The following is a 23,546-nucleotide window of genomic DNA, read 5'->3' on the forward strand; positions in this document are numbered from 1 at the left end:
ATTAAACCACCTTATTTACTTTACGTTTTAATGAGAGTTGGTGCATTGCAGCCACAATAAAAAAACATTAATTCACTAATTAATTTTATGGATAATCAACCATCGGAGAGAAGAGAGGATTAGTTTACCTTAGAAATATGTAGTAAATGTATAACACGGTTTCAATTGCTTCCTATTAGAAGCTAAGACTTCTTTATTCTGAAATCCTGAAGAAAGCCATGAACAAGCGACTGAAGATCATTCTGTGGTATATTTTCATAAGCCTGCTGTATACTTTTGATGGGTTAAGTCAGGTAAAGCCTAATACTTTCAAACTGAATGGAGAGGTACTTATGCAGAACAAACATAGACTGTATGCAGGAGATAAACAGGTTGTAGCCGCATTACAAAAACTTGCAGATAAGGCTAATAGAGCCTTAAACAAGCCCCCTTACACAGTAGTCAATAAAACAATTAACCCACCTAGTGGTAACAAGCATGATTATCTTAGCCTAAGCCCTTATTGGTGGCCAAATCCTTTAACACCTGATGGATTACCTTACATTATAAAGGATGGTAAAACAAACCCTGAGGCTAACGAAACAAAGGACAAGTACCACATCAGTAACCTAAGTTCAGATATACTGCTACTTGGCACCGCCTTTTATTTTACAGATGATGAGAAGTATGCGCAGAAAGCCTCAGAATTACTACACATATTTTTTATTGATGCAAATACAAAAATGTCGCCGCACCTAAACTATGCGCAGGCAATAAGAGGAGTTACTGATGGTAGAGGCACTGGCCTGATTGAAACGATTCACTTTTTAAATATGATTGATGGAATTCAGCTACTAGAAGGCTCAGAATCATTTACGGCTCTAGATAAAGCAGCTTTAAAGGATTGGTTTAGCAGTTTTCTGAACTGGATGCTGACAAGCGACCTTGGGAAAGAAGCTGCCAAGGCACCTAATAATATTGGCACTTACTATGACTTACAGGTAATAGGCTACGCTTTATTTACGGACAACAAATTTTTTGCAAAAGAATACCTGCAGGACTATACCCTCAAACGTATGGACAGGCAGTTCAAACCTGACGGTAGTCAGCCCTTAGAACTTGAAAGATCCAGATCCTGGACCTATTGCATCAAGAATATCAATGGTTGGATAGGGATAGCTAACTTAGGAAATAAAGCTGGGGTGGATGTGTGGCACTACTCCACTTCTGATGGCAAAGGCATTAAACAAAGTATTTTATGGCTGTTACCTTATGCCGCTGGTCAAAAAGAGTGGCAGTATGAGGAAGTATCAGGTATAAAAACAAAGTGGTTTCTGCCTATTGCGCAAACCGCAACCCGAGTTTACAACGATAGTAGCTGTAAAGCCTATTTCATAAAATTCGGTGGGGCGCAGGAGCGATGGAACACAGAGCCCTTGCTAATGTTAACCTCCGATTGACAACACACCTATCACCACAAAATAATCTAATTTTCAGCATTTACAGAAACTTTACCTGATCAGGAATAGATGTAAGATAAATACTGATCAGCAATGTGCGGTACAGCAAACTCCTTTGCTCGATCAATCAGAATGCTTGGTTCGGGAGGGAAATTGATAGTGCCTAGTATAGCTTTAGCCATTGCTTCTGGTTTTTTTACGGGTACAAGCGCCCCATATTTTCCATCTTCCAGTATCTCGCTTGGGCCACTGGGACAATTAGTAGATATAACAGGAGTGCCCACTCCCAAACTCTCTACAATCACGTTACCAAAACCTTCAAACTCTGATGACACCACTAAAGCCGAGGCTCTGCTAACATAGCAGAGTGGGTCTTTAACAAAACCAGGCATTAATACATGATCAGCCAAGCCAAGCTCCTCTACAAGCTCCTCTAATTGCTGACGCAACGCCCCCTCCCCAAGTATAACCAAAGCAATGTCCTTTTCTTTCCGGACCATACTTAGGGCACGTATCAAGGTGGCAAAATCTTTCTGCTCGGTTAGCCGCCCGACACCAACTATATACTTTCTACCTGTCTTGATAAAAGCATTAAAATCATTGTCTACTGCAGAACATTCTCCACTATAAGGCTTATACACAGGATTGTATATTACCTCAATTTTTTTTCTTTCAACGCTCATGCGCTGAGAAAAATCATCTGCAACCCCTCTAGAAACAGCCACTATTTTAGGCGATAACCTATACAACAGTTTTGCAAAAACCATCAACCGGCTACTATGATAGTTGTTTTTGAACCTAGCATGACCTGCCGCATTCTCGGCAGTTTGGTTAGTGTGCAGAGAAACTACCGCCCGAGCCTTACTAAAAGATAAGGCACAGCAAAGTATGTTAACAATATTTAGATATTCTCTTGCTGAAATTACCGCGTCAGGTTTCTCTTTATTCAGGTATTTTATAAACAGCAGCATGCTATTTAAAGCTCTGCCACCACCTTCAAAGACACGCACACTGGCCGGAAGCTGCTCCAAAAACTCCCCCTCTTTTTTTGTCAGGAAAACATCTACCCCTATTCCACGACTTGCATATTCCTCGATAAGATTGACAAATAGCTTTCCTATACCGCCAAGTGACAGTGTGCCAGGGAAAAAGCAGATTCTGTTAGTCATTATTAATCAATATAGCTCAGTTATAAATTTTGTTATGTAGCTTGGAAGTGAGCTCTATAATACTTGCGAGCTATAATAGAACTAAAGGCTATAGTAAAACCGAACCACAACCAAAAAACCCCTTCACCCAATATTGTGCTAGGTCCGATAGACATTAGAGGGAATGCCAGGATAACGGCTTTACCCATGGTAGGTAAGGCCGAGTTTACAGTGCTTTTATAAAGCCCAAACCTTCTGTATGCCTTAAAAACAACCCATAACTGGACCAATAAGATTAAGATACCATACTCCACCAGGATTTGAATGAGATAGTTATGAGGAGGCCATCCTGCCAGATTCACAACAGAGGCACCAGGTCCCATTCCAATACCGGCATTGTCGACAGCATAGTCCATAGACTTAGCATATAAGAAGGCTCTCCCTTCCTGAGATGAGTACTCATGTTTCTCGACAACCAAGTAGAGCATATCAGCAAGTGACGTAAGGATAGAACTGTCGACAAAAACAAGAATTATAAAACCCACTACGCCAACCAACAACAATTTTGTAACACTGGCTTTATGTGTATTGCTGCTAAACATGGTTAGCAGAAGAAAAGCAAAAGTACCTAAGACAAATGCTCCGATTGCAGCCCTTGAGTAAGAGCTAATGAGAATGAACAGGCTCAAAACTAAGCTTGCCCAAGTTAATATGTAGAGCTTGGTCGGCTGATACTTTTTCATCACCACACCAAGCAAAACAAGAGACGTAAGGGAGTTAAAAAAGGCAAAGTTATTTTGATTACCAAATACAGATCGGGGTGCCAGAAAGCCCATTCTCATTATCGCTCTTTCGGTCATCTCACCAACTTCTGTTACAATTAAATACTCCTGTTGCCATACTTCCCACAAGCCTATTAAGTTAACAAACAATGCGCCAACCACCCAAATATTTAGCAGCACCTTTACCCTGTCTTCAGAATCAATATATCTGAAAATTAACCAGCTCAGTGTTAGTCCTGTTTGTATTATGCCAAACTCTTTTATGGCTAGCACAGTATCTGGCGACCACATGATACTTATAAACCCTAAGCCCAGAAAAAAAAGCACAAACCTTGAGTTAAAAGAGAGAAATGCGTCTTTCCATCCTTTACTTATCACCATGAAAACCAGACCTATAAAACCAAATAGGCGCAAAGGGTATAGCTTGAAGAATGATAAATCCAGACCGATAACGGAGCTACCTAAAAACACACTTCCAATGGAGAAGAGTGTTAGGATATATCCCCATTCACGATGCCTTTTCATAACCTTTACCCGCATACCACCTTATTTTACAGATTGTTAACCATAAATCAATCTTATAACACCTTTTAAATCAGGCCCACGGCATGCCGCAACCTGTTTAGATGGAGCTTCAGGCCAAGCCATAGAGCCTGCCTGCCTAGATGCATTCTGCTGAGCAGCTTATAATCTATGTTTTTGCCCTCATATACCCTACCGTTCAAGATAATGTACAAATACCTGTTCTGGTAAAACAGAATGGCCTCTCTTAACTCCTTATCATCGGTGGTAGTTATAAGATTCTGTAGGAAGGGAGAGAAAATGAAAAGGGGGTTTCTATCCTCTTTTCTCGTAACCATGTTAACAGAGTCTGTGTGATAGTATGACATGGCTTGGTTAAGCCATACATTTTTCTTACTACCCCACAGGCACCGCACCCATGTATCCATGTCTCCCCCTCTTGTAAAGTCTTTTTCAGGGAACATACCTGCAGCTATAAGCCTGCCCTTTTTGATAGCGACGGCACCTGTCCAGATTGGGGGCGGCACAGTTAGAAAATCTATCAAAGTATAGGTTTTGCAGTCGTACTTCTTATGCAGCACAGAAAAACCATTAAGACTTTGACTATTTCCTTCTTTGATAAACCAACTCCAGCTAATCACTTCAACCTCACCATCTGTTGCAGCTAATTGGGCTACTGTTTCAAGTACGTTTGGTTTCCATTCATCATCAGCATCCAAGAAGCAAACCCATTCCATCCGAGCATGATTAATACCTAAATTTCTGGCGGCATACCCCCCTGCCCCCGGCACCTCACGCCGTAGCACCTTCACTCTCTTATCTGTAAAATCTTGAAGCTTTTTGGAAGATCCATCTGTTGAAGCATCGTCGATCAGAATAACCTCTAAATTCTTGTGCGTCTGATGGAGCACAGAGTTTACGGATCTTTCTAAATGAGGAAGTTTATTATGAACGGGAATAATCACAGAAAAACCTACATCACTAGCCATAAAACAGAATGATATTGAAACAGTTAAACATCACGATAGGGAACTACCCCATAGAAGAGTTTGATTTCTTCGAAGGCCCTAAGTACTCTAATTTGGTACCGCAGCAAAAAGACCAACATTTTTAATTTAAAGGTTAGCTGTTTACCTCGGGAGTATATTAGCCTGAACTCATTTACAGGAGGCCGAATTTCATAGAGGAAATCTATATGCCTGAAAATTGCGCTCTTTTTTTCGCCATTCATAAGGTAATTACCAGAGGCCACACGCTTAACTTTATTAATCAACTGCTTTAAGTCTCTTCTTGCTGGATGGTGTACTATTACCTCAGCTGAAAAGCCTATTCTAAAATTATTCTGTGCAGCTCTCTTTCCCCATTCAAAGTCCCCTCCAGAAAACATACTTGAATCGAAGAGCCCGATTTTATCAAACACTTTCTTTCTGGTGAACATATTAGCGGTAACAGATGTATCCTCCTTCACATTTTCTTCCTGCCTGAAAGCATACACTACCTCGTAAGCCTCCGCCAGAGTGTAGCGGGAGTCAACCGTGAACAAGTTAACTTCACCTCCTATTCTATCTATCTCAGGATGTGTACCGAAGTAGCTAACTGCAGCCTCTATCCAGGTGTATTCAGGGATACAATCTGAGTCTGTAAATGCCAAAATATCACCTTTAGCAACAGCAACTCCTTTGTTTCTTGCAGCATAAGACCCTTGTGCACTTTCATGTAATATGGCAAAATTAGCAGGCAAGGAAATTGTTGGAGGTACCTCATCAGCAGGATCATTGTTTACAATGATAACCTCAAATAAATCAGTGGGGTATGTCTGAAGTTGCAGGCTTTTAACACACATTTTTAACCTATCCCAATCGTGATAAGTTGGTATAATAACAGAAACATATGGTCTGAAAACGCCCATATTCATTTGATTAACACATTATATTTATTCACCTAAAAATGGTATCATAACCATGAAGATTGCATTGCAGCGTTGTTTATCATTTAATAGTACCTTACGGCTAAGGCACTTGCACTGCTTTCTTGAATGTTTCGTCCCTGCCTGATTTACTTTTTTTATTTACCTCCTTAAACTGTAGCAGAAGTTCAGCACCCATTAATAGCCAGATAACTGCACTATAGCTAAATACTAAGCTCACAGCCGCAACTATATAATTTATCTCCATGTAGAGCAATAGGTAGGTGACCGTTGCAGCTGCAACAGCGGCCCATAGCGGAGGTGTTATAGTCTTCATTAAGTCCTTAACAGTGATTCCTACCAATTTCTTAAGATAGTATTGGGCCAAAATCACCTCTATTGTCTTGGTACCTACAAAAGCCCATGCAGCTCCCAGTATGCCATAATAGTAAACCCCAAATGATATTAAGGGTACATACAAAAACAAGGCTTTAAAAAACTGTAGCTTCATCTCCAGCCTTGGCTGGCCCAAACCCCGAATTAATGAACCATGGCTGCTTACCAGCATGTGGATCATGACTGATAAAGCCAGAACTTTCAGGGGTATTACAGATTCACTCCACTTCGCCTCGAAAAAGCCCAGCACAAACGGCTCGCCCAGCACAATAAAGAACACCATAATAGGGTATATACATAAGCTGTTATAGCGAACAGTTTTTAGGTAGAACTTCCTGACCAAAGAGATGTCGTCCTGCTTTTGCCCATATATAGGGTACATTACTTTGTTAACCATGTGCATGATCTGGCTCCTGAAGGTATCTGTTAGCACGAAGGCAAGTGTGTATACCCCCAAGGCAGAGGCACTAAGCAATTTCCCTATAAGGAGATAGTCTAGCTTAGAAATTAGATTATTAAATAAATTAGTCCCTGTTGTGTAGACACCGAATCCAAAAATATCATTGAAAGCAGCCCTTTGCCATTGCAGCTTTGGCACCCATTTAGTAGCCCCGAAATAAAGAGGCATGGCTATAACAAAAGTTGCTACAGAATTAAATACCAAAGACCATACACCTGCTCCAGCAAGAGCTAGCCCTAAAGCCAAAAGTCCCGAAAAAATTGTAGAGGCCCCGCTTATAAAAGCAAGCTTCTTAAACTGCATCTCCCTTGTAAGCTGAGCGTTGTGCACCAAATTTACAGGCCCTGACAGTATGCCCAAGCTCATAACCGGCACGATATCTCTTAGGATAGGCTCCCTATAGAAGGAAGCAGCCAATGGTGCTACGCCAAATGCCATAATAAGGTATATTCCAATAGACCACACAATACCTGTCCAGAAGGCAGTGTGAAAGTGGATTTCCTGTAGGTCTTCCTGCTTCCGCTGCACTAAAGCAGCGCCTATTCCTATATCATTAAACACCTGCACGAAACTAGCAAACACTGTAGCCATACCGATCAGGCCAAACTGCTCCGGGAACAATATTTTAGCTAACACCAATTTGATAGCAAAAGCAAAACCTCTGTTAATGACAAGCTCAATAACGTTCCAGAAAACGCCATTAACTACTTTAAGCTTAAGACTAGAGGGTTTTGTTTGTTGCATTGTCTTATCTGATTATTAGCAATATCTGTCTCAAAAGAATCAATGGCTGAACAACCAGCCATCATACGCTTACAAGCTTTTTAAATTTATTTTTGCGTGGCCCTTCTACGCCCTCACCATAGCCATAGCCATAGCCATAGCCGTAGCCATAACTGTTTTCATTCTTCGCATCATTAATGACGATCATAGAATGCTTAAACTTGCTGTTCTTATAAATATCATCAATGATATTCACCTGCTCTTTAAAGGTGTAGTTGTAGCGAACCACATAGATGCTCGAGTCGATATAGGGCGCCAGTGAAAGTGCATCTGCCACCTGCCCAACTGGAGGTGTGTCTAGTATAACAAAATCAAACCTTAGCTTGAGTTCTTCTATAAGTTTACCAACCCCCGGAAGCAGCATTAACTCAGACGGATTTGGAGGAATAGGTCCTGCCCCTATAACGTACAGGTCAGGCAGTGCTCTGGAGGGAATTATCACCTCATCCACTGCCTGGACATCTGATATTAAGTAGTTAGTTATCCCCTTGTCGGCAAATAAGCCCAGGCTTTGGGTCAAGCCAGATTTTCTCAGATCGAAACCGAGTACAACTACTTTTTTACCCGTCAATACAAGGCTGGCACCAAGGTTTATACTTATAAAGGTTTTACCTTCGCCGCTCATACTGGAGGTAACGAGAATTACTTTATTTTCCCTCCCTCCGGTAGCGAACTGCAGATTAGCACGAATAAGCCGGAACAATTCTGCAACAGGTGTTCTGCTTTTGCTGGTCACAACTACTGTTTCTTTGCCTTTGCTATGCGCAATCTCACCCAAAATAGGTGTAGAAGTGAGGGATTCAACATCTTTTCGCTCCTGTACTTTATCATTCAGCACCTCCTTCATGTACACGTAGCCCATTGGTACACCTATCCCCAAGATCAAAGCGAGTGCATAGATAAGCGTAGTGCGCGGTCTTACAGGATAATCCCCCAGAACTGCCTCATCAATTATACGCAAGTTCGAGATAGTGGCCGCTAATGACATGGCAGACTCCTCGCGTTTCTGCAGCAGAAACAGGTACAGTTCCTGTTTAACGCCCTGCTGCCGGTTTATCTCCAGCAAGTCGCGCTCTATGGAAGGCACCTTTTGAATTCTGGACTCAAACTGGGCATGGCTCGATTTCAGATTGTCCCGAGTTATAATCAGGCCGCTTTTAATATTGCGCAGGTTTTCCAGAATATTTACCCGCAGGTTGGCTAGCTGATCGTTTATATTGAGCACAAGGGGGTTATTGGGCTGTGTTGTTCGCAGCATACGCTGCAGTTCCAGTTGTAGTTCGTTGAATTTACCTATCAGCCCCACTAGCGTGGGATCCTGAATATTTAGCGTGCTCGGTACAAGTTCGTACTGATTTTCTTGCTTATTTAGGTACTGCTCAATAGACTGCAGTACATCAATCTGGATTTCCCAATCTGCCAACTGCTTGTTATACTCGCCGGCCTTCTGTATATATAATTGCGCCTGGGCACTTACATCTGTCACTTCGTTGCGCCGCTTGTAGTTCTCCACATCCTTCTCTACATCGGTTAACTCAACGGTAAGGTATTTCAGTCGTTCATCTATAAACTGTAAGGTGTTGGAGGCTACTATTTTCTTATCTTCTACAGCCTCCTCATTGTATATCTCGATCAATTTCTTAATTATATCCTGTCCTCTTTCAGGTATAGGATCTGTTAAGGTTAAAGACAACACACTTGTATACTTGTTTACCGATGTGACATTTAGCACCCCACTGTAAATAGAAGCCAGGTTTTCAATATGGTTAAACACTACCCGCACATTGTTTTCTTCGCGAAGCACCCCGGATGTGGCCACCACAGTAAAAGTACCGTAAGGCTTCACTATCTGTTGCCCAAACTTATGCGTAGTTGGTTTCTTCGGTTCCTCTGTAGCTAAAAGTTTTGCAATAGGTGGGTATGCGTGTTGAGAAATATCTTCTATCTCTTCTAACTCGAACGTATTATTATCTTTAATATGTACAATAAGGTTCTTACTGTAAGCTTCTGGTGATAATTCACTTACGATAACTTTTATAGGTAATGAACTCCCATAAACTTCTGATGATTTTATCCTTCCATCCACAAAATAGCTTGTTTGCAGAGAGAGTTCTGAGAGTACGCGTTGCATAAGCCCTAGAGATCTCAGGACTTCGACCTCATTATCGACATTTTTAGTAGTCTGAAAGATGTCCAATTCGCTGAACATCTCATTAGCGGCCACTCCTGGCTTTGCAATATCATCCTTTATAAGCAGCGTACTACTGATACTATAAACAGGAGTAGCATACCGTATGTATAGAAATGCTGTACCTAATGTAATTATAAGGGCTCCAAAGAACAGTAGCCAATGTCGCAGATACTTTAACAGAAGCATTTTTAAATTAAAATCTTCTGGCTCTACAAAATACTTATCAGTCTCTCTCATATCTGCTTCGTTAAAGTATCCTTGAAATAAACAAAGACGCCAATGAGATCGCAGCAAGCGCTAAGGAAATATTCCGCGTATTCGTACTTGCCTGTATCTCCTTTTTCTCATCCGGCTCTACATACACTACATCGCTCTGCTGCAGGTAAAAGTATGGCGAGTTTAACACATCCTTATTGTTAAGATTTACACGAGCCATCGTGCGGATGCCACCTTCCTCCCGGATTACCAACACATTCTCCCGCTTCCCGAAGGCAGTCATATCTCCGGCCATACCTAATGCTTCTAGTATGGTTATCTTTTCGGTAGGAATTGTAAAGGTGGAGGGACGATTGACTTCTCCTATTACACTTACACGGAAGTTGAGGTAGCGGATAGTTGTGGTAGGCTCCTTCAAATAATCGTTCAGTTCTTCCTCTATCATGTCGCTAGCCTCCTGTTTGGTCAGCCCCCCTACTTTTAGCTTTCCTAATACCGGAAACTCTATGTAACCATTCTTATCGACCAAGTAACCTTCGTTATACTTATCGATATTAGGGCTGCCTCCTACACTAAAATCTATGGTGCGACCTATAGGCGTTATTACACCTCTATTGAATAGTGTGTTAGCTTCAGGGTTAAGACTGTTAACAGTAATACTTAGCAGGTCGTCCGCCTGAATCTTTGGTTCTGTTTTATTGGATATTTTTTCCGAATAAATTTTTTTATCCTGTAAGTCACTGAAATAAGCCAGGTTCCTTCGGCCGCAAGAGGTTAAACAAAATAGACACAGTATAAAAATCAATTTTATTCTCATAATCAGTAGGGTGATTAATGATGCGTAGATTAAGTTCAGACTTACTAATCGATTGATTATAGTATGTAATCAATATATCCTACATTACGGAATGCCTATGGAAAAGTGTATAAATATTTTTTAATTTTTAAAGGGTATATCACAAATCACTATTATTGAAGGAGGGCTAAATCCAAATACATCAGATAAAGCAATTGCGAACCACAAAGCAGGTTGAACTCTAAGCCAACAGCTTATTCTGGAATCAAGATAGCTATCAAGGATTAGTTAGAGTTTAAAAGCACAAATAATCTAGTATTAAATAACTTGAAGTTTATATGTATTAAAAAGGGGTTCATAAATGGCAAATAAAATTATAGGTCAGTATTCCTGTATACCTGTTTTATGCATTAGCCACTTCTGTGAGTTATGCTTTTGTTACCTTTACGATAAATTTAAAGTGAATAATAATGAAGACCATAGATCCACAGGACACTAAAACTGCCGAGGTACACGCATTGCTCTTAGGAGCTATAGCTCCACGCCCAATAGCTTTCGCCAGCACCACCGACAGTGCAGGAAACGTGAACCTCAGCCCTTTCAGCTTCTTTAACGTGTTCAGTGCGAAGCCTCCCATCCTTGTGTTCTCCCCTGCCCGTCGCGTGCGCGACAATACCAGCAAGCATACCTTGGAGAATGTGCTTGAGACGCGCGAGGTAGTCATTAATATTGCCAACTATGACATTGTAGAGCAAATGTCGCTTGCCAGTACAGAGTATGACCGGGGCATTAATGAGTTCGTTAAGTCCGGCTTAACGCCAGAGGCATCGGTGCTGGTGCAGCCGCCACGGGTTAAAGAGGCCCCTGTGGCTTTCGAGTGCAAGGTGAACGACGTGATCAGCCTTGGTCCTGAAGGAGGTGCCGGAAACCTGGTTATTTGTGAGGTATTATTGATGCACGTAAACGAAAACGTGCTGGACCTGGAAGGCAAAATAGATCCTTACAAGCTGGATGCCGTAGCCAGAATGGGCGGCGACTACTACCTGCGCGCCACCGGCGATTGCATTTTCGAGCTTCCCAAACCGGTTCGCAACAAAGGCGTTGGCATTGACCTGCTTCCCGAGTTTATCCGGAACAGCAGCTTACTAACGGGCAATAACCTTGCCCGCCTTGGCAACACGGAAGTTATTCCTTCTGAGGCAGAAGTAGAGGCATTTAAAAGTGACCCACTGGTAAAGTATACTTTGTCAAAGTATAAAAGCGACAGCATCGGGCTTCGGCAAGAACTGGAACTACTCGGCAAGAAGTTACTGGAAGACAATCAGGTAGAGCAAGCCTGGAAGGTGCTGCTGCTCAGCGACAAATTATAAATCGAGCCTTAAGACATACTTATAAACACAAAAGCCCGCTGCTGAAGCGGGCTTTTGTGTTTATAAGTATAAAAGTTTAGTTCACTTGCAGGTCAAGCTCCTCAAAGCGAGAGTTCTTGCTGATATATTCCGGCACAATCTGCTTCATCTTCCTAACTACCTGCAGTTCATCCTTCGTTTTGTTGAGCTGCATCAACTCATCTATATCAACCACCACATCATCGTACTGGTAGTGGCGTACTTTGGAGATCTTGATCTTGTTATGATGGGTTGGGATGGTAAGCTCCTCTTCGTTAAGCAGTTCCTCATACAGCTTTTCCCCTGGTCTCAGGCCAGTGAAAGTAACCGGGATATCCACATCCGGGATTAGCCCCGCCAGCTTGATCATTTTCTTAGCAAGGTCCACGATCTTCACAGGCTCGCCCATATCGAAAATGAATATCTCGCCGCCATTGCCCATCGTACCCGCCTCTAGCACCAGCTGCACCGCCTCCGGGATGGTCATAAAGTAACGGGTAATCTCAGGATGGGTAACTGTTACAGGGCCGCCTTTCTCGATTTGCTGTCGGAAGCGCGGAATCACCGAGCCATTAGACCCAAGCACATTGCCAAAGCGGGTGGTGATGAATTTGGTTTGCGTTACTTGCTTATATGGGTGCTTGTTGCCGTTAATCTTACCATGGTTCAGGTTGTTCAGCGACTGGATATAGATCTCTGCGATACGCTTTGATGTGCCCATGATATTGGTTGGGTTAACCGCTTTATCAGTCGAGATCATCACGAATTTCTCCACATCAAAGGTAAGCGACAAGTCCGCCAGGTTTCTGGTACCTAACACATTTGTCAGAACCGCCTCACAAGGGTTGTTCTCCATCATCGGCACATGCTTGTAAGCAGCAGCATGATATACAAACTCAGGCGTAAACTCTTTAAACATGGAGTACATCCTGTTGGAGTTTGTAATATCGCCTACAAAAATCGCGATTTTGCCATTAGGGTATTGCTCCTCCAGCTCCAGTTGCAGCTCATGCAACGGCGACTCCGCCTGGTCGCATACAATGAGCAAGGCAGGGCCATAGCTCATTACCTGGCGCGCAATCTCGGATCCAATCGAACCGGCACCACCCGTTACCAGCACCCGTTTCCCTCTCAGGTCTTTGCTGATGCGGTCGTTCTCAATCACGATTGGTGGGCGCTGTAGAAGGTCTTCAATCTTCAGGTCTTTGATCTGGTTCATACTTAACTGCCCAGACATCCACTGCTCCGTAGGAGGCACAGTTAGCACCTTAATACCCATCTCCACACAACGCTCTGCAAACAGTTTCTGGCTGGCAGACTTCAGGTCTTCGCCAAATACCAGCACCTTGTCTACTTTAAGCTTTTGCTGCAATCGCTCAATATCGTCTATGTGGTAAACTCTTTTCTGATGAATGTTTTTATCAACTTTGTTCGGGTTCTCGTCCAGGAACCCGACAATCACAAAGCGCCCCATCCCACTGGTCTCCAGCGCCTGCTTTAAAAGTATAGAATACCCGTTAGCACCGTAAATCAGGACGCGCTCACGCTCACCGGTACTGCTGCTCTTAAAGAAAATAAACAAAGCCTTAGCCCCCATTCTAACTAAAGTAAGTAAGGTAGAGGACACAAAGAAACTGATGAGCAGAACAAGGTAAATGTTAACAGAGTCAATACCATGCACCGGCGCCACCCAAAGCCCAATCAGGGCGCCATAGGAAAGGCTGGCGATGAGTACGGCAGAGAAAATGCGGTAGATATCGTAGATGCTGGAGTACCGGATAAGACCAGTATGGATGCGCATGGTGTAAAACGTGATTAGCGACACTAGGCCAAAAAGACCGATGTACACCAAGAAGTGCCCACGCATGATCTCCTCAAAGTGGAATTGCTTTATAATAAAGAATGAAAGGGCAAAAGACCAACTCATGATAAGTTGATCGATTAAAAGCACTATCCATTTTGGAAGTGACTTATTAAGTAAAATTTTCATATATAGGACCCTAACAGCATTCTCTTCCTTTCGTCACTTGACAAAGCGTCTTATCTCAGGAGGTGAAAACTGTATTCTTTTGTAAACTTACTACATCAATACCTTGCAAAAATAAACACATAAATATAATAACATTACTTCTAATATATAGGTAATGTTAAATAATTATGCGCACAGCACCATATTCAATTCTTGAATCTGTATGTATGAACGCAAAGAGCAGGCTTAAGTTGTACTCGCTATAACCTACTCTTCCGAACTTTAAAGTCCATTCAGCGATTCCCTGCCTGCAACTGAATATTAGCAAAGCAAAATACAGTACTTACTAAAAACTGTGCAAATATAGCATAAAAATTGTGTAGATTGATGCATTTATTATTTTATGTCTATTACCATTTTTTCCGATCATGAGCTATAGTCAGGTAGTAGCATGACATCAGCATTTTACATCCCTTCTATAGAAGCGTTCCTGCAAAAGTGAAATTCTCCCACCTAATTAAAGATTCCTGAAAGTCCCTATTAAGCATGTTGTTTCCCTGTGAAACTACCCGTATGGATTTAACTTTTCAAACTTCGGCAGTCGAAGGCTGTAAGTCAATAACAAGTCTTACCAGGCTGCTAACGGAACGGACTTAACACCTAATGAATATGGCAGACTAGAAAGATAAGACCCAGGAAATACAGAGAAACCTTGCCAGCAAGGCAGACTCACAGCCGAACCCGAAGGATTAAACAAACAAAGCTAACATGAAGGGAGGCGTAGAAGAGGACAGGCATGGCACTAAAGCGACAGCCAGCCAGCAACATGGCCAGGGCGCCTGAAACAAAAAGGATAAGGATGATAATCGTACCGGCACCAGGAGTGGCAAAGACGGTAGCGGCCTGGGAGCCAACAACCCTGCGGGTAAATAATTATCACAAGTAAATAAAAGTATAAAGGCCGAGGTACGCTATGTGCCTCGGCCTTTATTTTTGGTGTACAAGCTTAAAAGAAGTATAAATTTATACTTTAGCCTCCTGGTAAAGCTGCTTTAGCTGCGCCACAACCCGATCCAGGTCAGCATCAGCCAGGTTAGAGCCGGATGGCAGACAGAGGCCTTGTTCGAACAAACGCTCGCTGGTGCCGTCGCCATAGAAAGGCGCTTCGGCAAAAACAGGCTGCAGGTGCATTGGCTTCCACAGCGGTCTTGTTTCAATGTTGTCTTTCTCCAGGTGCAGGCGGATATCTTCTCTTGTCACATCCCCCTCCACCAGCACCGTGCTTAGCCACCTGTTGGAGTAGAAGTAAGCACCTGGCTCTTCTACAAATTTGATAGCATCTATGTCCGCAAAAGCCTCTTTGTAAAAAGTATAATTGCTACGGCGCTTCTCCACACGCTGATCCAGCACCTCCATTTGGCCGCGGCCTATGCCTGCGCACACGTTGCTCATGCGGTAGTTATAACCGATGTGCGAGTGCTGGTAGTGGGGAGCTGCATCGCGAGCCTGGGTTGCCAAAAAGCGTGACTTTCTGATCCACTCTTCATTCTTAGATACCAGCGCACCGCCGCCTGATGTGGTGATAATCTTATTACCGTTGAAGGAAAGTATACTTAACACTCCGAAGGTACCTAGCTTCTGGCCTTTGTAAGAAGAGCCTAAGGCTTCGGCGGCATCTTCTACCACCGGTATTTCATACTTATCAGCCACAGCCATAATGCGATCCATCTGTGCCGGCATGCCATACAGGTGCACCACAATGATAGCTTTTGGCTTCTTACCTTTAGCTATGCGGTCCTGAATTGCCACCTCCAGAAGCTCAGGTGACATGTTCCAGGTTTCTTCTTCGCTGTCAACAAATACCGGCGTGGCTCCCTGGTACGCAATAGGGTTTGCTGACGCTGAGAATGTCATGGATTGGCAGATCACTTCATCGCCGGCCTGCACACCAAGTATGATCAGGGCCAGGTGCAGGGCTGCCGTGCCGGAGCTCAGCGCCGCCACGTGCATGCCCTCCCCCAGGTAAGTCGCCAGATCGCGCTCAAAACCATCCACGTGTGGGCCAAGCGGGGCGATCCAGTTTGTTTCAAAAGCTTCTTTTACGTTTTTAAACTCGCTCTCACCCATGTGCGGGGAGGACAGCCAGATTTTTTCGTTCATATTAACAGTATTTTATAATCTTACTTGGGTTGCCTACAGCCACGGCATTATCCGGAATGTCGCGAATCACGACAGCCCCTGCCCCGATCTGACACCATTTGCCAATTTTCACGCCGGGTATCACCACAGCTCCAGCTCCAATCCAGGTGCCCTCGCCCACCGAAACGTTTCCGCAAAGTACGGCACCCGGCGACACATGTGCAAAGTCACCAATCAAACAATCATGGTCTACTGTAGCACCGGTGTTGATGATCACATGCCTGCCCACCTGCGCCTCCGCCTGAAGTATGGCTCCCTGCATGACCACAGTTCCCTCTCCTACCGTAGCACTCGGCGACAAGATAGCAGTTTTTGAAATCGCTTGTCCATACTTTACCGGCAGTTGCTGTGCAATTCTGGCACGGATGCGGTTGTTGCCGATGCTAATGATCAGCGGCTCTTGCAGGTCCTGCCCCAGTTTAAACTTTCCCAGCACCTTTATGCCGCAAAGCTCCTTCAGATCCGGGTTATCGTCAAACAGGCCACTTACCGACAAACCTGTACTTTGCAGGATGTCGATGATGACTTTGGCATGTCCGCTGGCTCCGTATAAGTACATGGGTTAGTTAAGAATTAAGAGTTAGAAAGTTAGAAAGTTAAATAGTTATAAATCTTTGGCGCCGGAATCCATCCGGTGACGTTTAGTGGGTACGAGTCTCCAGACTCGCTTTACATAACTATACCTCCGCTGGTGCGAGCTTGTAGCCCGTATCATGTATTCTATATAAACAAAGTACGAGCTACAAGCTCGCACTAGCCCAGGAAATTGTCTGAATCAGGATTCACAGGATGTATGGATGAACAGGATTTTCGATAGCTAAAGTTATTATACATATATGTTTATAATCAAGCTGTTGCGCAGACATTCTGCGGCCTATCCCTGCAAGACCTGATAATCATATACAATTAATAAAATCATTTAAATCACCCGTCATTCCCTTGGAACTTCGGCATCGTCGCCACCCCTTCCGCACTAATGCCTTCCGATTTAAAGATCTTAAAAATAGTCCTGAAGATGATCTTCAAGTCCAGCCAAAGAGACATGTTATCCACATACCACACATCATACCTGAACTTCTCGCTCCAACTAATGGCATTTCGTCCGTTTACCTGTGCCCAACCTGTAATGCCTGGCCTTACTTCATGCCGCCTTCGTTGGGTTTCATTGTACAACGGCAGGTACTCTACCAATAAAGGCCGTGGCCCGATCAGCGACATATCCCCTTTGATCACGTTCAGCAGCTGCGGTATTTCATCCAGGGAGGTTTTACGAACAAACTTACCCACTGCTGTCAGTCGGACCTCGTCAGGCAGCAAATTGCCTTGCGCGTCCTTCTGGTCGTTCATGGTTTTATACTTAATCACGCGGAAAATCCTGCCATTCTTGCCGGGGCGTGGCTGCAGAAAGAAAGGCTTCCCTTTGTTAGCAAAATATAGCAACACCGTTACCACCAGGAAAACCGGCAGCAGCACGATAAAAGCTGTCAGGCTAAGTACAAAATCGATGATGCGTTTAAGAAAATTTCGGTATAGCCAGTTCATGCTTGTTCAAATGTTCTAGATACTCCTGGTACAACAGCTCCCAAAAATGCCGTTGATCGTAACGCTCCACAATCATGCGGCGAGCGTTTGATTTCAGGTGGTCATAGAGGGCCTTGTCAGTTACCAGCAGCTCCATCGCCTTTTGTAGTTTATGTACATTCTTGGGAGGGATAATAAGTCCATTCTCCCCTTCTACAACAATTTCATTGCACCCATTAATGTCGGTCACAATGCTTGGCAGCTCAAAGCAGCCCGCCTGCATCGGAACGTTCGGGAAACCCTCTCGGTAAGACGGAAAAGCCAATGCATGGCTGATTGCCAGGTATGGCCGCACTTCATTCTGAAATCCAACTGATAAAATAGCGGGGTTCTGCTCTATTTCCTGAAGTGTTTCTGTCGGTAATGGGTCAAGATCCTGCTCTAAGGGGCCAACCAGAAGTAATTTGATATGCTTATATTTTCCTTGCAGTGATTTGAAGACTGTTACCAACTCACGTATGCCTTTGTCTTTAACGAGCCTGCCAATAAACACAAACACAAAATCATCAGCTTGAATCCCTAGCTCGTGCTTCAATTCCTGAAGCTTTCCAAAATCCAGGTCCTCTACGTTAAAGAAGGCTGTATTGATGCCATTGCTGCTGCCATTGCCAATCACTTTTACCTTATCAGGACCGCAGAAGCCGTTCTCCAAGATAAAGTCTTTCAGTACGGTAGAGTTAGGGTATACTTTGGTAGCACAAGTATAAGTCAGCTTCTCCACCGCATTCAGGATACGACGCGTTAAACCGGTTGTCTCCATCAAAGGCAAACCCGCCACCGTGTGCAAACGCACAGGCACTCCTGCAAGCATGCCTCCCAACATCCCAATGATACCTGCCTTTGGCGTATGTGAGTGGATAATCTCCGGTTTATGCTTTCTGCAGAGCCTGTAGAAATCCCAAAGCGAACGCAGGTCTTGGAGTGGCGTCACTTTTCGCGTCATCGGTACCAATACATGCTCACAAGCTTGCTCCTTCACCACCGCTACTGCTTCTGGCCCATCAGCCGAGATCATCAGAGGTTCAAAGCCCTTAGAGCGCATATAAGGCAGCTGCCCTGAGATGAGCTTTTGCAGTGAAAGCGGTACTGTTGTTATGCGGAAAAGTTTTGCCATGTTACTCCTCCCTGTCCTCCCCTTTTCGAGGGTCTCTACCCCCAAAACACGTGAGGGTGTTAGGAAAATTAATTTATGTAAAGTTACTTATAAAAATAGCAAGAATAAAAGCGCCCCTCCTTTGACAAGGAGGGGCCGGGGTGGGTAGATATTACTACTGCTTTACCCCTGAAGCACTATACTTCCCCTCCCGCACATACTCCTGGGTCTCCTGCATCGTCATGCTTACCATTCCATACTTTTGCTGTAACTGCTTGAAATGGTTTATGATCACTCCTAAATCTGCCATACTTTGCTCCGGATGATCTCCAAAATTGTGTGGGTGCCACCATAGGTGGTAGCATTCCTTTCGCCTGGCAGCCTCAGTCATTTCATTCAATATCCGCTTCAGGCGGAGCTTGTTCAGCAAAGGCTTACTGCCGTTTACCGGCCTCAAAAACCTACTGGCCGGAATAGCCACAGGCATACCCTCTTCATACTGCAATGATGACAGCGGGAAAGAAGCTCGTTGCCCCAAGGGAAAATAGCCATCCCCGGTACGGAAAACCTTGTTCAACAGCTTATCTTCTACAGTATCTTTCCAGAACCAATCCTTTGGGTTAGAGCGCACGCTGTTGATCCCCTCCTCATAGCATACTTTCAGATACTCCTGGTTAAACTGGTTACGCGGAAACACAAGCGAGGCTGGCGCTGGCAAGCCTTTGGCGCTGGCAATACGCTTTGCTGCTCTAAGGTCTTCCCTGAACTGCTCCAGCGTTTGCCCCTGCTCTTTGCAATAGTAGTGGCAGAATGTATGTGTAGCCAGTTCCTGGTAAGGGGTGTTAGCTATTTGCTTTACTAGTTCGGGAGCGAAGAAATTATTATCCAGTGCGCTGTCCTGGCTATAAAGCTCCTGCAAACGGTAAGCTGATAATTGCTTATTTACATAAGTTGGTTGCTGCGTCGGCTGATATTCCTGCCACTCCTGCCAGTCTTGAGCAAAGAGCATCCCGACTGTTGCCCAAGTTACATGTACTTCCTCCTGCTCAAAAAGGCCCAGCAACTCCGTTACTATATGACGTGTATTGCTAAAGTAGGTTTGCTTTGTTTCCAGTAGTACTTTATCAAACACACCCCAATACAGTTCAAAATCCAGGGAAATAGTAAAAATGGGTTTATTTTGCATTAAACTAAACGTAAACGTTTCCGAGGCATTATGGCAACAGTTTCTCCTTCTTCTGTTGTGCCCATTTTCTTCCGTTGCTTGTATTCCATAAAGGCTAGGATTAAGAAAAAGAAGAAGTACATGACCATACTTTTTTGCCGAATCACAATGCCCAAGTTCGACATTACCATCGAAAGTGCAATAGATGAAGAGACAAAAGTCACCATACTCATTTTCACAAGCGAAGAAGACTTCTTCACGAATGGAATAAAATCTTTATCAACTAGTTTCCAAGCTAACAACAGGTAAAAAAGGTTTTCAACAGAAATATAAAGCCCCAATGCACCCGGTGCATCAAAAAACAGCGGACGAAACCAGAAGGTAAAGAGTTTTAGAGGTAGAGGATAATTATTAATATCAACTCCTGATCCAGCACTTGCTAGGCGCCCGGCCTGTAACTGAGAAAAATCCTCAAAACTCCCTAATACGTCTTCCTCATTAATATTCGCAAAAGCAAGAATTTTATTATACATGATAGCCAAGCCCCCAGCAAAAACAATGTAAATCAGAAATTTTTGATAGGCTGGTACTTTCTCACTACCTGTTACATAACCCGCAATTGCCCCAACACCTATAAATAAAAACATGTGCGGACGGATGTGATAAACAATCAGTGCCCCTACAAGTATAGTAAGCAATCTTTTCTGTGGAGCAGCCAGGGCATAGGTAAACATAGCTATTCCCAGAAAGACTAAAGATCCTTTACCCAAAGAAGCCGTCCAGAAATGCATGTTAGGAAGGAATAGCAACAGCATTATTAAGTCGTAGCCTTTATACTTTAGCTCCAGCCTCACATTTTCCTTAAAGAAGATATAAAAGTATAAGAAGCCTAAATAGCCAAACCAAGCAAACAATACCATCGCCATCTCATAGCTGAAACCTAATATATTAACAACCGGATAAGCTACAAAATCTATAAACCTAGTACCTGTTTGGTAAATACTTAACCAAGAAGAATACAGAGATTCGGAATTGATTCGACTATAGTATGCCTTTGAATCTGAACTATTGAAGGTTGCATATAAATAATAAATTATTGCAAATAGCACATGCCACCAATAAAGATTATTCAACAGTTCTACCTTTAGAAAAGGGAACTTTTTTTTAAAGGTACCTATAATTGGCTGATTAACAGCATAAAGCAGCAATATTAAAAGTACAGCTCCCAGCATTAAAACAACTCCATATCTCCTAAGGCATAGCCCCAGCTTTCCTGATTACTTAGCATAGTGAACACTTCATCCGACAAACTAACATTACGTAATGTAACTATTGGCCCTTTATCCATCACTGGTAAAAAACCCATATTTGGATAAATACCACTTGCTAATTCAAAATGTCTTCCTGAGGCGGAAGTCAAGAAACAAGCATTACTGATTTGTTTAAATGAAGTCTTTAGTAAGTTTTTTGCTTTTTTATCAAAAGTCTTTTCATCTATTAAAAAGTCCACTACCCTCATCTCCTGTCCGAAATTGTGAATTTTAAATCGGTAAAACAATACATATGACTTATAATCAGAAAGGAAGTAATAATCAAACAGAGGATTGTCCTTATAGCGCCAAATCATATAAGCCGGGCTATTAAGAGTCTGTACCTTCCCTGCCTTGGCAATTGGATTTGAAAGCTGCGGCAGAAGAGATGCAAGCTTATCCCAATCTTGGTTAGGTGCCTCAGGGGAAGCCTGACGCTTATAAGCAAATGGGTTAATTTTAAGCTTTAATGCCATCCGGTTCATCTCAAACCAACCCATTTTTAGGTATCCCGGCTTACTACTTTCATTAGGTGTATTGTAAACCAAGTGTATACCGTCCTCTTTTGCGTCGGCTAAACCTTGAAGTGTCAGTTTTTTGAATATCCCCTTTCCTTGGTAGTCTGGATGCGTTGCGGTATCTACGGCGCGGATAGCTTGTAGCACTTGGCCTTTATATACCCACTGCCACCTCAAAAAAGCCCTTACGCCTACTACCTTTCCATCATCTTCTGCCACTAATATAGGCGATGCCCCATGCGGATTCTCCACATGTTTCCAGTGCCATAAGCGCTCCGACTTCTGTATCAATCCTTCCCCAAGGGAAGACTTCAGTAGCTCTACAATAGCCGGTATATCTGCTTCTGTTCCTTTTCTTATTTTCATTTTAAATACTCAGAATATTAACACACCCCTCCCCCTCTCAAGAGAGGAATTCTATGTCCCCCTTTGAAGGAGGCAGGGGGATGACAATCGACCCCAAAGTTCCATCCTCCAAGGAGCAGATTTACTCTGATAGCTCCCTCTCCTCTTTCAAAAACGAATATAAAGCCTCTAGCTCCTCCGCCATTTTATTTATACTAAAATCAACTTGCACCCTGGCACGTGCTCCGACTGCCAGTTCTGCACAAAGCTTGGGTTTTTGCAGCAACCTTACTCCAATATCTGCTAAATGGTTGTACTCATCCACTTCACAAAGCAAGCCACTCTTTCCATCTTCTACTACTTCTCCAACACCTCCAGCTTTAGTACTAATCACTGCACAGGAACAACTCATGGCTTCAAGCAAGGCGATAGGCAGCCCTTCAAAAATTGAGGTCATCATGTAGATATTCATAGCGCTGAAATAAGGCTTTACATCGGTTTTGAGACCTGGCATGTGCAGGCGCTCTTCTATACCCAAGGCTTTTCTTTTTGCTAGCAGTTCATCTTTCAGCGGACCATCCCCGACAATTATGAAATGCGCATCTGGTACCTTTTTCAGAATATCAGCAGCGATTTCCATCCATACATCCAGACGCTTTTGAAAACGAAACACAGACACGGTACCGATAACAGGGGCTTTAGCTGGTATACCTAGTTCCTGCCGTATCTGCAGGCCTGCCTGCTCATCCCTCACAAAGTGTGCAGTATTTACTCCATTCAAGATATTTAGCAAGTATGGTTGCCGCGTTTTCCTGTTGACTCTGGCTTCCTGCACAGCCGGCAAAGTAAGCTCTCGGAAGTTAGCACTGGAATTTTTCCGGATAGATTTCTGCACATCATCCGACACCGCCACGGCTGCGTCTTGCCAGCCAAAGCTAAGTTTGTTCAGCCAGTACGTGATCTTGTTGTAGCGCTCCCACTTGTTATGCTCCGTATAAACAATAGGTACCCCTGTTTTCTTACCTACCAACCTGGCAATCACGCCAGCCCAAGGTAGGTGGCTATGGATCACTTCAATCTTATGCTCCTGCACATAGCGACTGATCTCCCCTACACGCTTAAACATCTGCAGGTTGTTATTCGCCTTAAAGCAAACAGCCTTAGCACCCAGCGCTTCAATGGCAGGCACCATTTGGTCTTTCCAGGGCAGGAAGTATGCAAAATGGAAGTCGAATTGCTCCCGATCATGTACCTTAAGCGTTTCCGGCAACAGCATTTCAGCGCCACCTCGGCCCAGCGATTTGATTAGGTGAAGAACTTTAATTTTAGACAAGGATAT

Annotated in this window: 18 protein-coding genes; 2 read left to right on the forward strand and 16 right to left on the reverse strand. The window is 43.5% G+C overall.

Annotated elements, in window-relative coordinates; genetic code table 11:
- Positions 1-218 precede the first annotated feature (218 nt).
- Complete coding sequence (locus tag OO017_RS08295) at positions 219-1,439, forward strand: alginate lyase family protein (RefSeq protein WP_266052008.1); 1,221 nt, start codon at positions 219-221, stop codon at positions 1,437-1,439.
- A gap of 59 nt (positions 1,440-1,498) precedes the next feature.
- On the opposite strand, the gene OO017_RS08300 is transcribed toward OO017_RS08295, so the two are convergent.
- The 7 genes from OO017_RS08300 to OO017_RS08330 all read right to left on the reverse strand — a co-directional run bounded on the left by OO017_RS08300 (position 1,499) and on the right by OO017_RS08330 (position 10,660).
- Complete coding sequence (locus OO017_RS08300) at positions 1,499-2,608, reverse strand: glycosyltransferase (RefSeq protein WP_266052009.1); 1,110 nt, start codon at positions 2,606-2,608, stop codon at positions 1,499-1,501.
- A gap of 32 nt (positions 2,609-2,640) precedes the next feature.
- Entirely contained in the window at positions 2,641-3,894 is a 1,254-nt protein-coding gene (locus OO017_RS08305) for an O-antigen ligase family protein (RefSeq protein WP_266052010.1), read from the reverse strand.
- Between the two features lie 65 nt (positions 3,895-3,959).
- Positions 3,960-4,880: a glycosyltransferase family 2 protein gene (locus OO017_RS08310; RefSeq protein WP_266052011.1), complete on the reverse strand. Its 921-nt coding sequence runs from the start codon at positions 4,878-4,880 to the stop codon at positions 3,960-3,962.
- A 23-nt stretch (positions 4,881-4,903) separates the two neighbouring features.
- The gene (locus tag OO017_RS08315) at positions 4,904-5,800 is read right to left on the reverse strand and encodes a glycosyltransferase family 2 protein (RefSeq protein WP_266052012.1); all 897 of its coding nucleotides are present in this window, start codon (positions 5,798-5,800) and stop codon (positions 4,904-4,906) included.
- 100 nt (positions 5,801-5,900) lie between these two features.
- Positions 5,901-7,397 (reverse strand): lipopolysaccharide biosynthesis protein, encoded by a 1,497-nt coding sequence (locus OO017_RS08320; RefSeq protein ID WP_266052013.1) that lies wholly within the window; start codon positions 7,395-7,397, stop codon positions 5,901-5,903.
- A gap of 61 nt (positions 7,398-7,458) precedes the next feature.
- Positions 7,459-9,864, reverse strand: coding sequence for a GumC family protein (locus OO017_RS08325; RefSeq protein WP_266052014.1), 2,406 nt, complete (start codon positions 9,862-9,864; stop codon positions 7,459-7,461).
- Positions 9,865-9,874: 10 nt separating this feature from the next.
- On the reverse strand, positions 9,875-10,660 hold the full coding sequence (locus OO017_RS08330) for a polysaccharide biosynthesis/export family protein (RefSeq protein WP_266052015.1): 786 nt from the start codon (positions 10,658-10,660) through the stop codon (positions 9,875-9,877).
- 449 nt (positions 10,661-11,109) lie between these two features.
- Here OO017_RS08330 and OO017_RS08335 point away from each other — a divergent pair, with 449 nt between their 5' ends.
- Positions 11,110-12,009 carry a flavin reductase family protein gene (locus OO017_RS08335; RefSeq protein WP_266052016.1) on the forward strand — a complete coding sequence of 300 codons (900 nt, stop codon included), beginning with the start codon at positions 11,110-11,112 and terminating at the stop codon, positions 12,007-12,009.
- A gap of 76 nt (positions 12,010-12,085) precedes the next feature.
- On the opposite strand, the gene OO017_RS08340 is transcribed toward OO017_RS08335, so the two are convergent.
- The 9 genes from OO017_RS08340 to OO017_RS08380 form a co-directional block, all read right to left on the reverse strand.
- Positions 12,086-13,954: a polysaccharide biosynthesis protein gene (locus tag OO017_RS08340; RefSeq protein ID WP_266052017.1), complete on the reverse strand. Its 1,869-nt coding sequence runs from the start codon at positions 13,952-13,954 to the stop codon at positions 12,086-12,088.
- A gap of 1,065 nt (positions 13,955-15,019) precedes the next feature.
- A complete protein-coding gene (locus OO017_RS08345) occupies positions 15,020-16,156 on the reverse strand; it encodes a DegT/DnrJ/EryC1/StrS family aminotransferase (protein WP_266052018.1) in 1,137 nt (378 codons plus the stop codon).
- Between the two features lies 1 nt (position 16,157).
- On the reverse strand, positions 16,158-16,754 hold the full coding sequence (locus OO017_RS08350) for an acetyltransferase (protein ID WP_266052019.1): 597 nt from the start codon (positions 16,752-16,754) through the stop codon (positions 16,158-16,160).
- A gap of 365 nt (positions 16,755-17,119) precedes the next feature.
- Positions 17,120-17,737, reverse strand: a complete 618-nt coding sequence (locus OO017_RS08355) for a sugar transferase (protein WP_266052020.1) — start codon at positions 17,735-17,737, stop codon at positions 17,120-17,122.
- The gene (locus OO017_RS08360) at positions 17,709-18,890 is read right to left on the reverse strand and encodes a glycosyltransferase family 4 protein (protein WP_266052021.1); all 1,182 of its coding nucleotides are present in this window, start codon (positions 18,888-18,890) and stop codon (positions 17,709-17,711) included. The genes OO017_RS08355 and OO017_RS08360 overlap by 29 nt, the downstream gene beginning before the upstream one ends.
- Positions 18,891-19,044: 154 nt before the next feature.
- Complete coding sequence (locus tag OO017_RS08365; RefSeq protein ID WP_266052022.1) at positions 19,045-20,055, reverse strand: polysaccharide deacetylase family protein; 1,011 nt, start codon at positions 20,053-20,055, stop codon at positions 19,045-19,047.
- Positions 20,055-21,266, reverse strand: a complete 1,212-nt coding sequence (locus tag OO017_RS08370; RefSeq protein ID WP_266052023.1) for a hypothetical protein — start codon at positions 21,264-21,266, stop codon at positions 20,055-20,057. Before OO017_RS08370 ends, OO017_RS08365 begins: the two co-directional genes overlap by 1 nt.
- Entirely contained in the window at positions 21,266-22,228 is a 963-nt protein-coding gene (locus OO017_RS08375; RefSeq protein WP_266052024.1) for a GNAT family N-acetyltransferase, read from the reverse strand. Before OO017_RS08375 ends, OO017_RS08370 begins: the two co-directional genes overlap by 1 nt.
- 121 nt (positions 22,229-22,349) lie before the next feature.
- A complete protein-coding gene (locus OO017_RS08380) occupies positions 22,350-23,540 on the reverse strand; it encodes a glycosyltransferase (protein WP_266052025.1) in 1,191 nt (396 codons plus the stop codon).
- Positions 23,541-23,546: the final 6 nt, after the last annotated feature.

The sequence above is a fragment of the Pontibacter anaerobius genome (genome assembly GCF_026241195.1).
GTDB classification, from domain to species: domain Bacteria; phylum Bacteroidota; class Bacteroidia; order Cytophagales; family Hymenobacteraceae; genus Pontibacter; species Pontibacter anaerobius.

Excerpts from the sequence above, each read along its gene's own strand:
- OO017_RS08295 (WP_266052008.1), top strand. The coding sequence starts at position 219 with ATGAACAAGCGACTGAAGATCATTCTGTGGTATATTTTCATAAGCCTG.
- OO017_RS08300 (WP_266052009.1), bottom strand. The coding sequence starts at position 2,608 with ATGACTAACAGAATCTGCTTTTTCCCTGGCACACTGTCACTTGGCGGT.
- OO017_RS08305 (WP_266052010.1), bottom strand. The coding sequence starts at position 3,894 with ATGAAAAGGCATCGTGAATGGGGATATATCCTAACACTCTTCTCCATT.
- OO017_RS08310 (WP_266052011.1), bottom strand. The coding sequence starts at position 4,880 with ATGGCTAGTGATGTAGGTTTTTCTGTGATTATTCCCGTTCATAATAAA.
- OO017_RS08315 (WP_266052012.1), bottom strand. The coding sequence starts at position 5,800 with ATGGGCGTTTTCAGACCATATGTTTCTGTTATTATACCAACTTATCAC.
- OO017_RS08320 (WP_266052013.1), bottom strand. The coding sequence starts at position 7,397 with ATGCAACAAACAAAACCCTCTAGTCTTAAGCTTAAAGTAGTTAATGGC.
- OO017_RS08325 (WP_266052014.1), bottom strand. The coding sequence starts at position 9,864 with ATGAGAGAGACTGATAAGTATTTTGTAGAGCCAGAAGATTTTAATTTA.
- OO017_RS08330 (WP_266052015.1), bottom strand. The coding sequence starts at position 10,660 with ATGAGAATAAAATTGATTTTTATACTGTGTCTATTTTGTTTAACCTCT.
- OO017_RS08335 (WP_266052016.1), top strand. The coding sequence starts at position 11,110 with ATGAAGACCATAGATCCACAGGACACTAAAACTGCCGAGGTACACGCA.
- OO017_RS08340 (WP_266052017.1), bottom strand. The coding sequence starts at position 13,954 with ATGAGTTGGTCTTTTGCCCTTTCATTCTTTATTATAAAGCAATTCCAC.
- OO017_RS08345 (WP_266052018.1), bottom strand. The coding sequence starts at position 16,156 with ATGAACGAAAAAATCTGGCTGTCCTCCCCGCACATGGGTGAGAGCGAG.
- OO017_RS08350 (WP_266052019.1), bottom strand. The coding sequence starts at position 16,754 with ATGTACTTATACGGAGCCAGCGGACATGCCAAAGTCATCATCGACATC.
- OO017_RS08355 (WP_266052020.1), bottom strand. The coding sequence starts at position 17,737 with ATGAACTGGCTATACCGAAATTTTCTTAAACGCATCATCGATTTTGTA.
- OO017_RS08360 (WP_266052021.1), bottom strand. The coding sequence starts at position 18,890 with ATGGCAAAACTTTTCCGCATAACAACAGTACCGCTTTCACTGCAAAAG.
- OO017_RS08365 (WP_266052022.1), bottom strand. The coding sequence starts at position 20,055 with ATGCAAAATAAACCCATTTTTACTATTTCCCTGGATTTTGAACTGTAT.
- OO017_RS08370 (WP_266052023.1), bottom strand. The coding sequence starts at position 21,266 with ATGCTGGGAGCTGTACTTTTAATATTGCTGCTTTATGCTGTTAATCAG.
- OO017_RS08375 (WP_266052024.1), bottom strand. The coding sequence starts at position 22,228 with ATGAAAATAAGAAAAGGAACAGAAGCAGATATACCGGCTATTGTAGAG.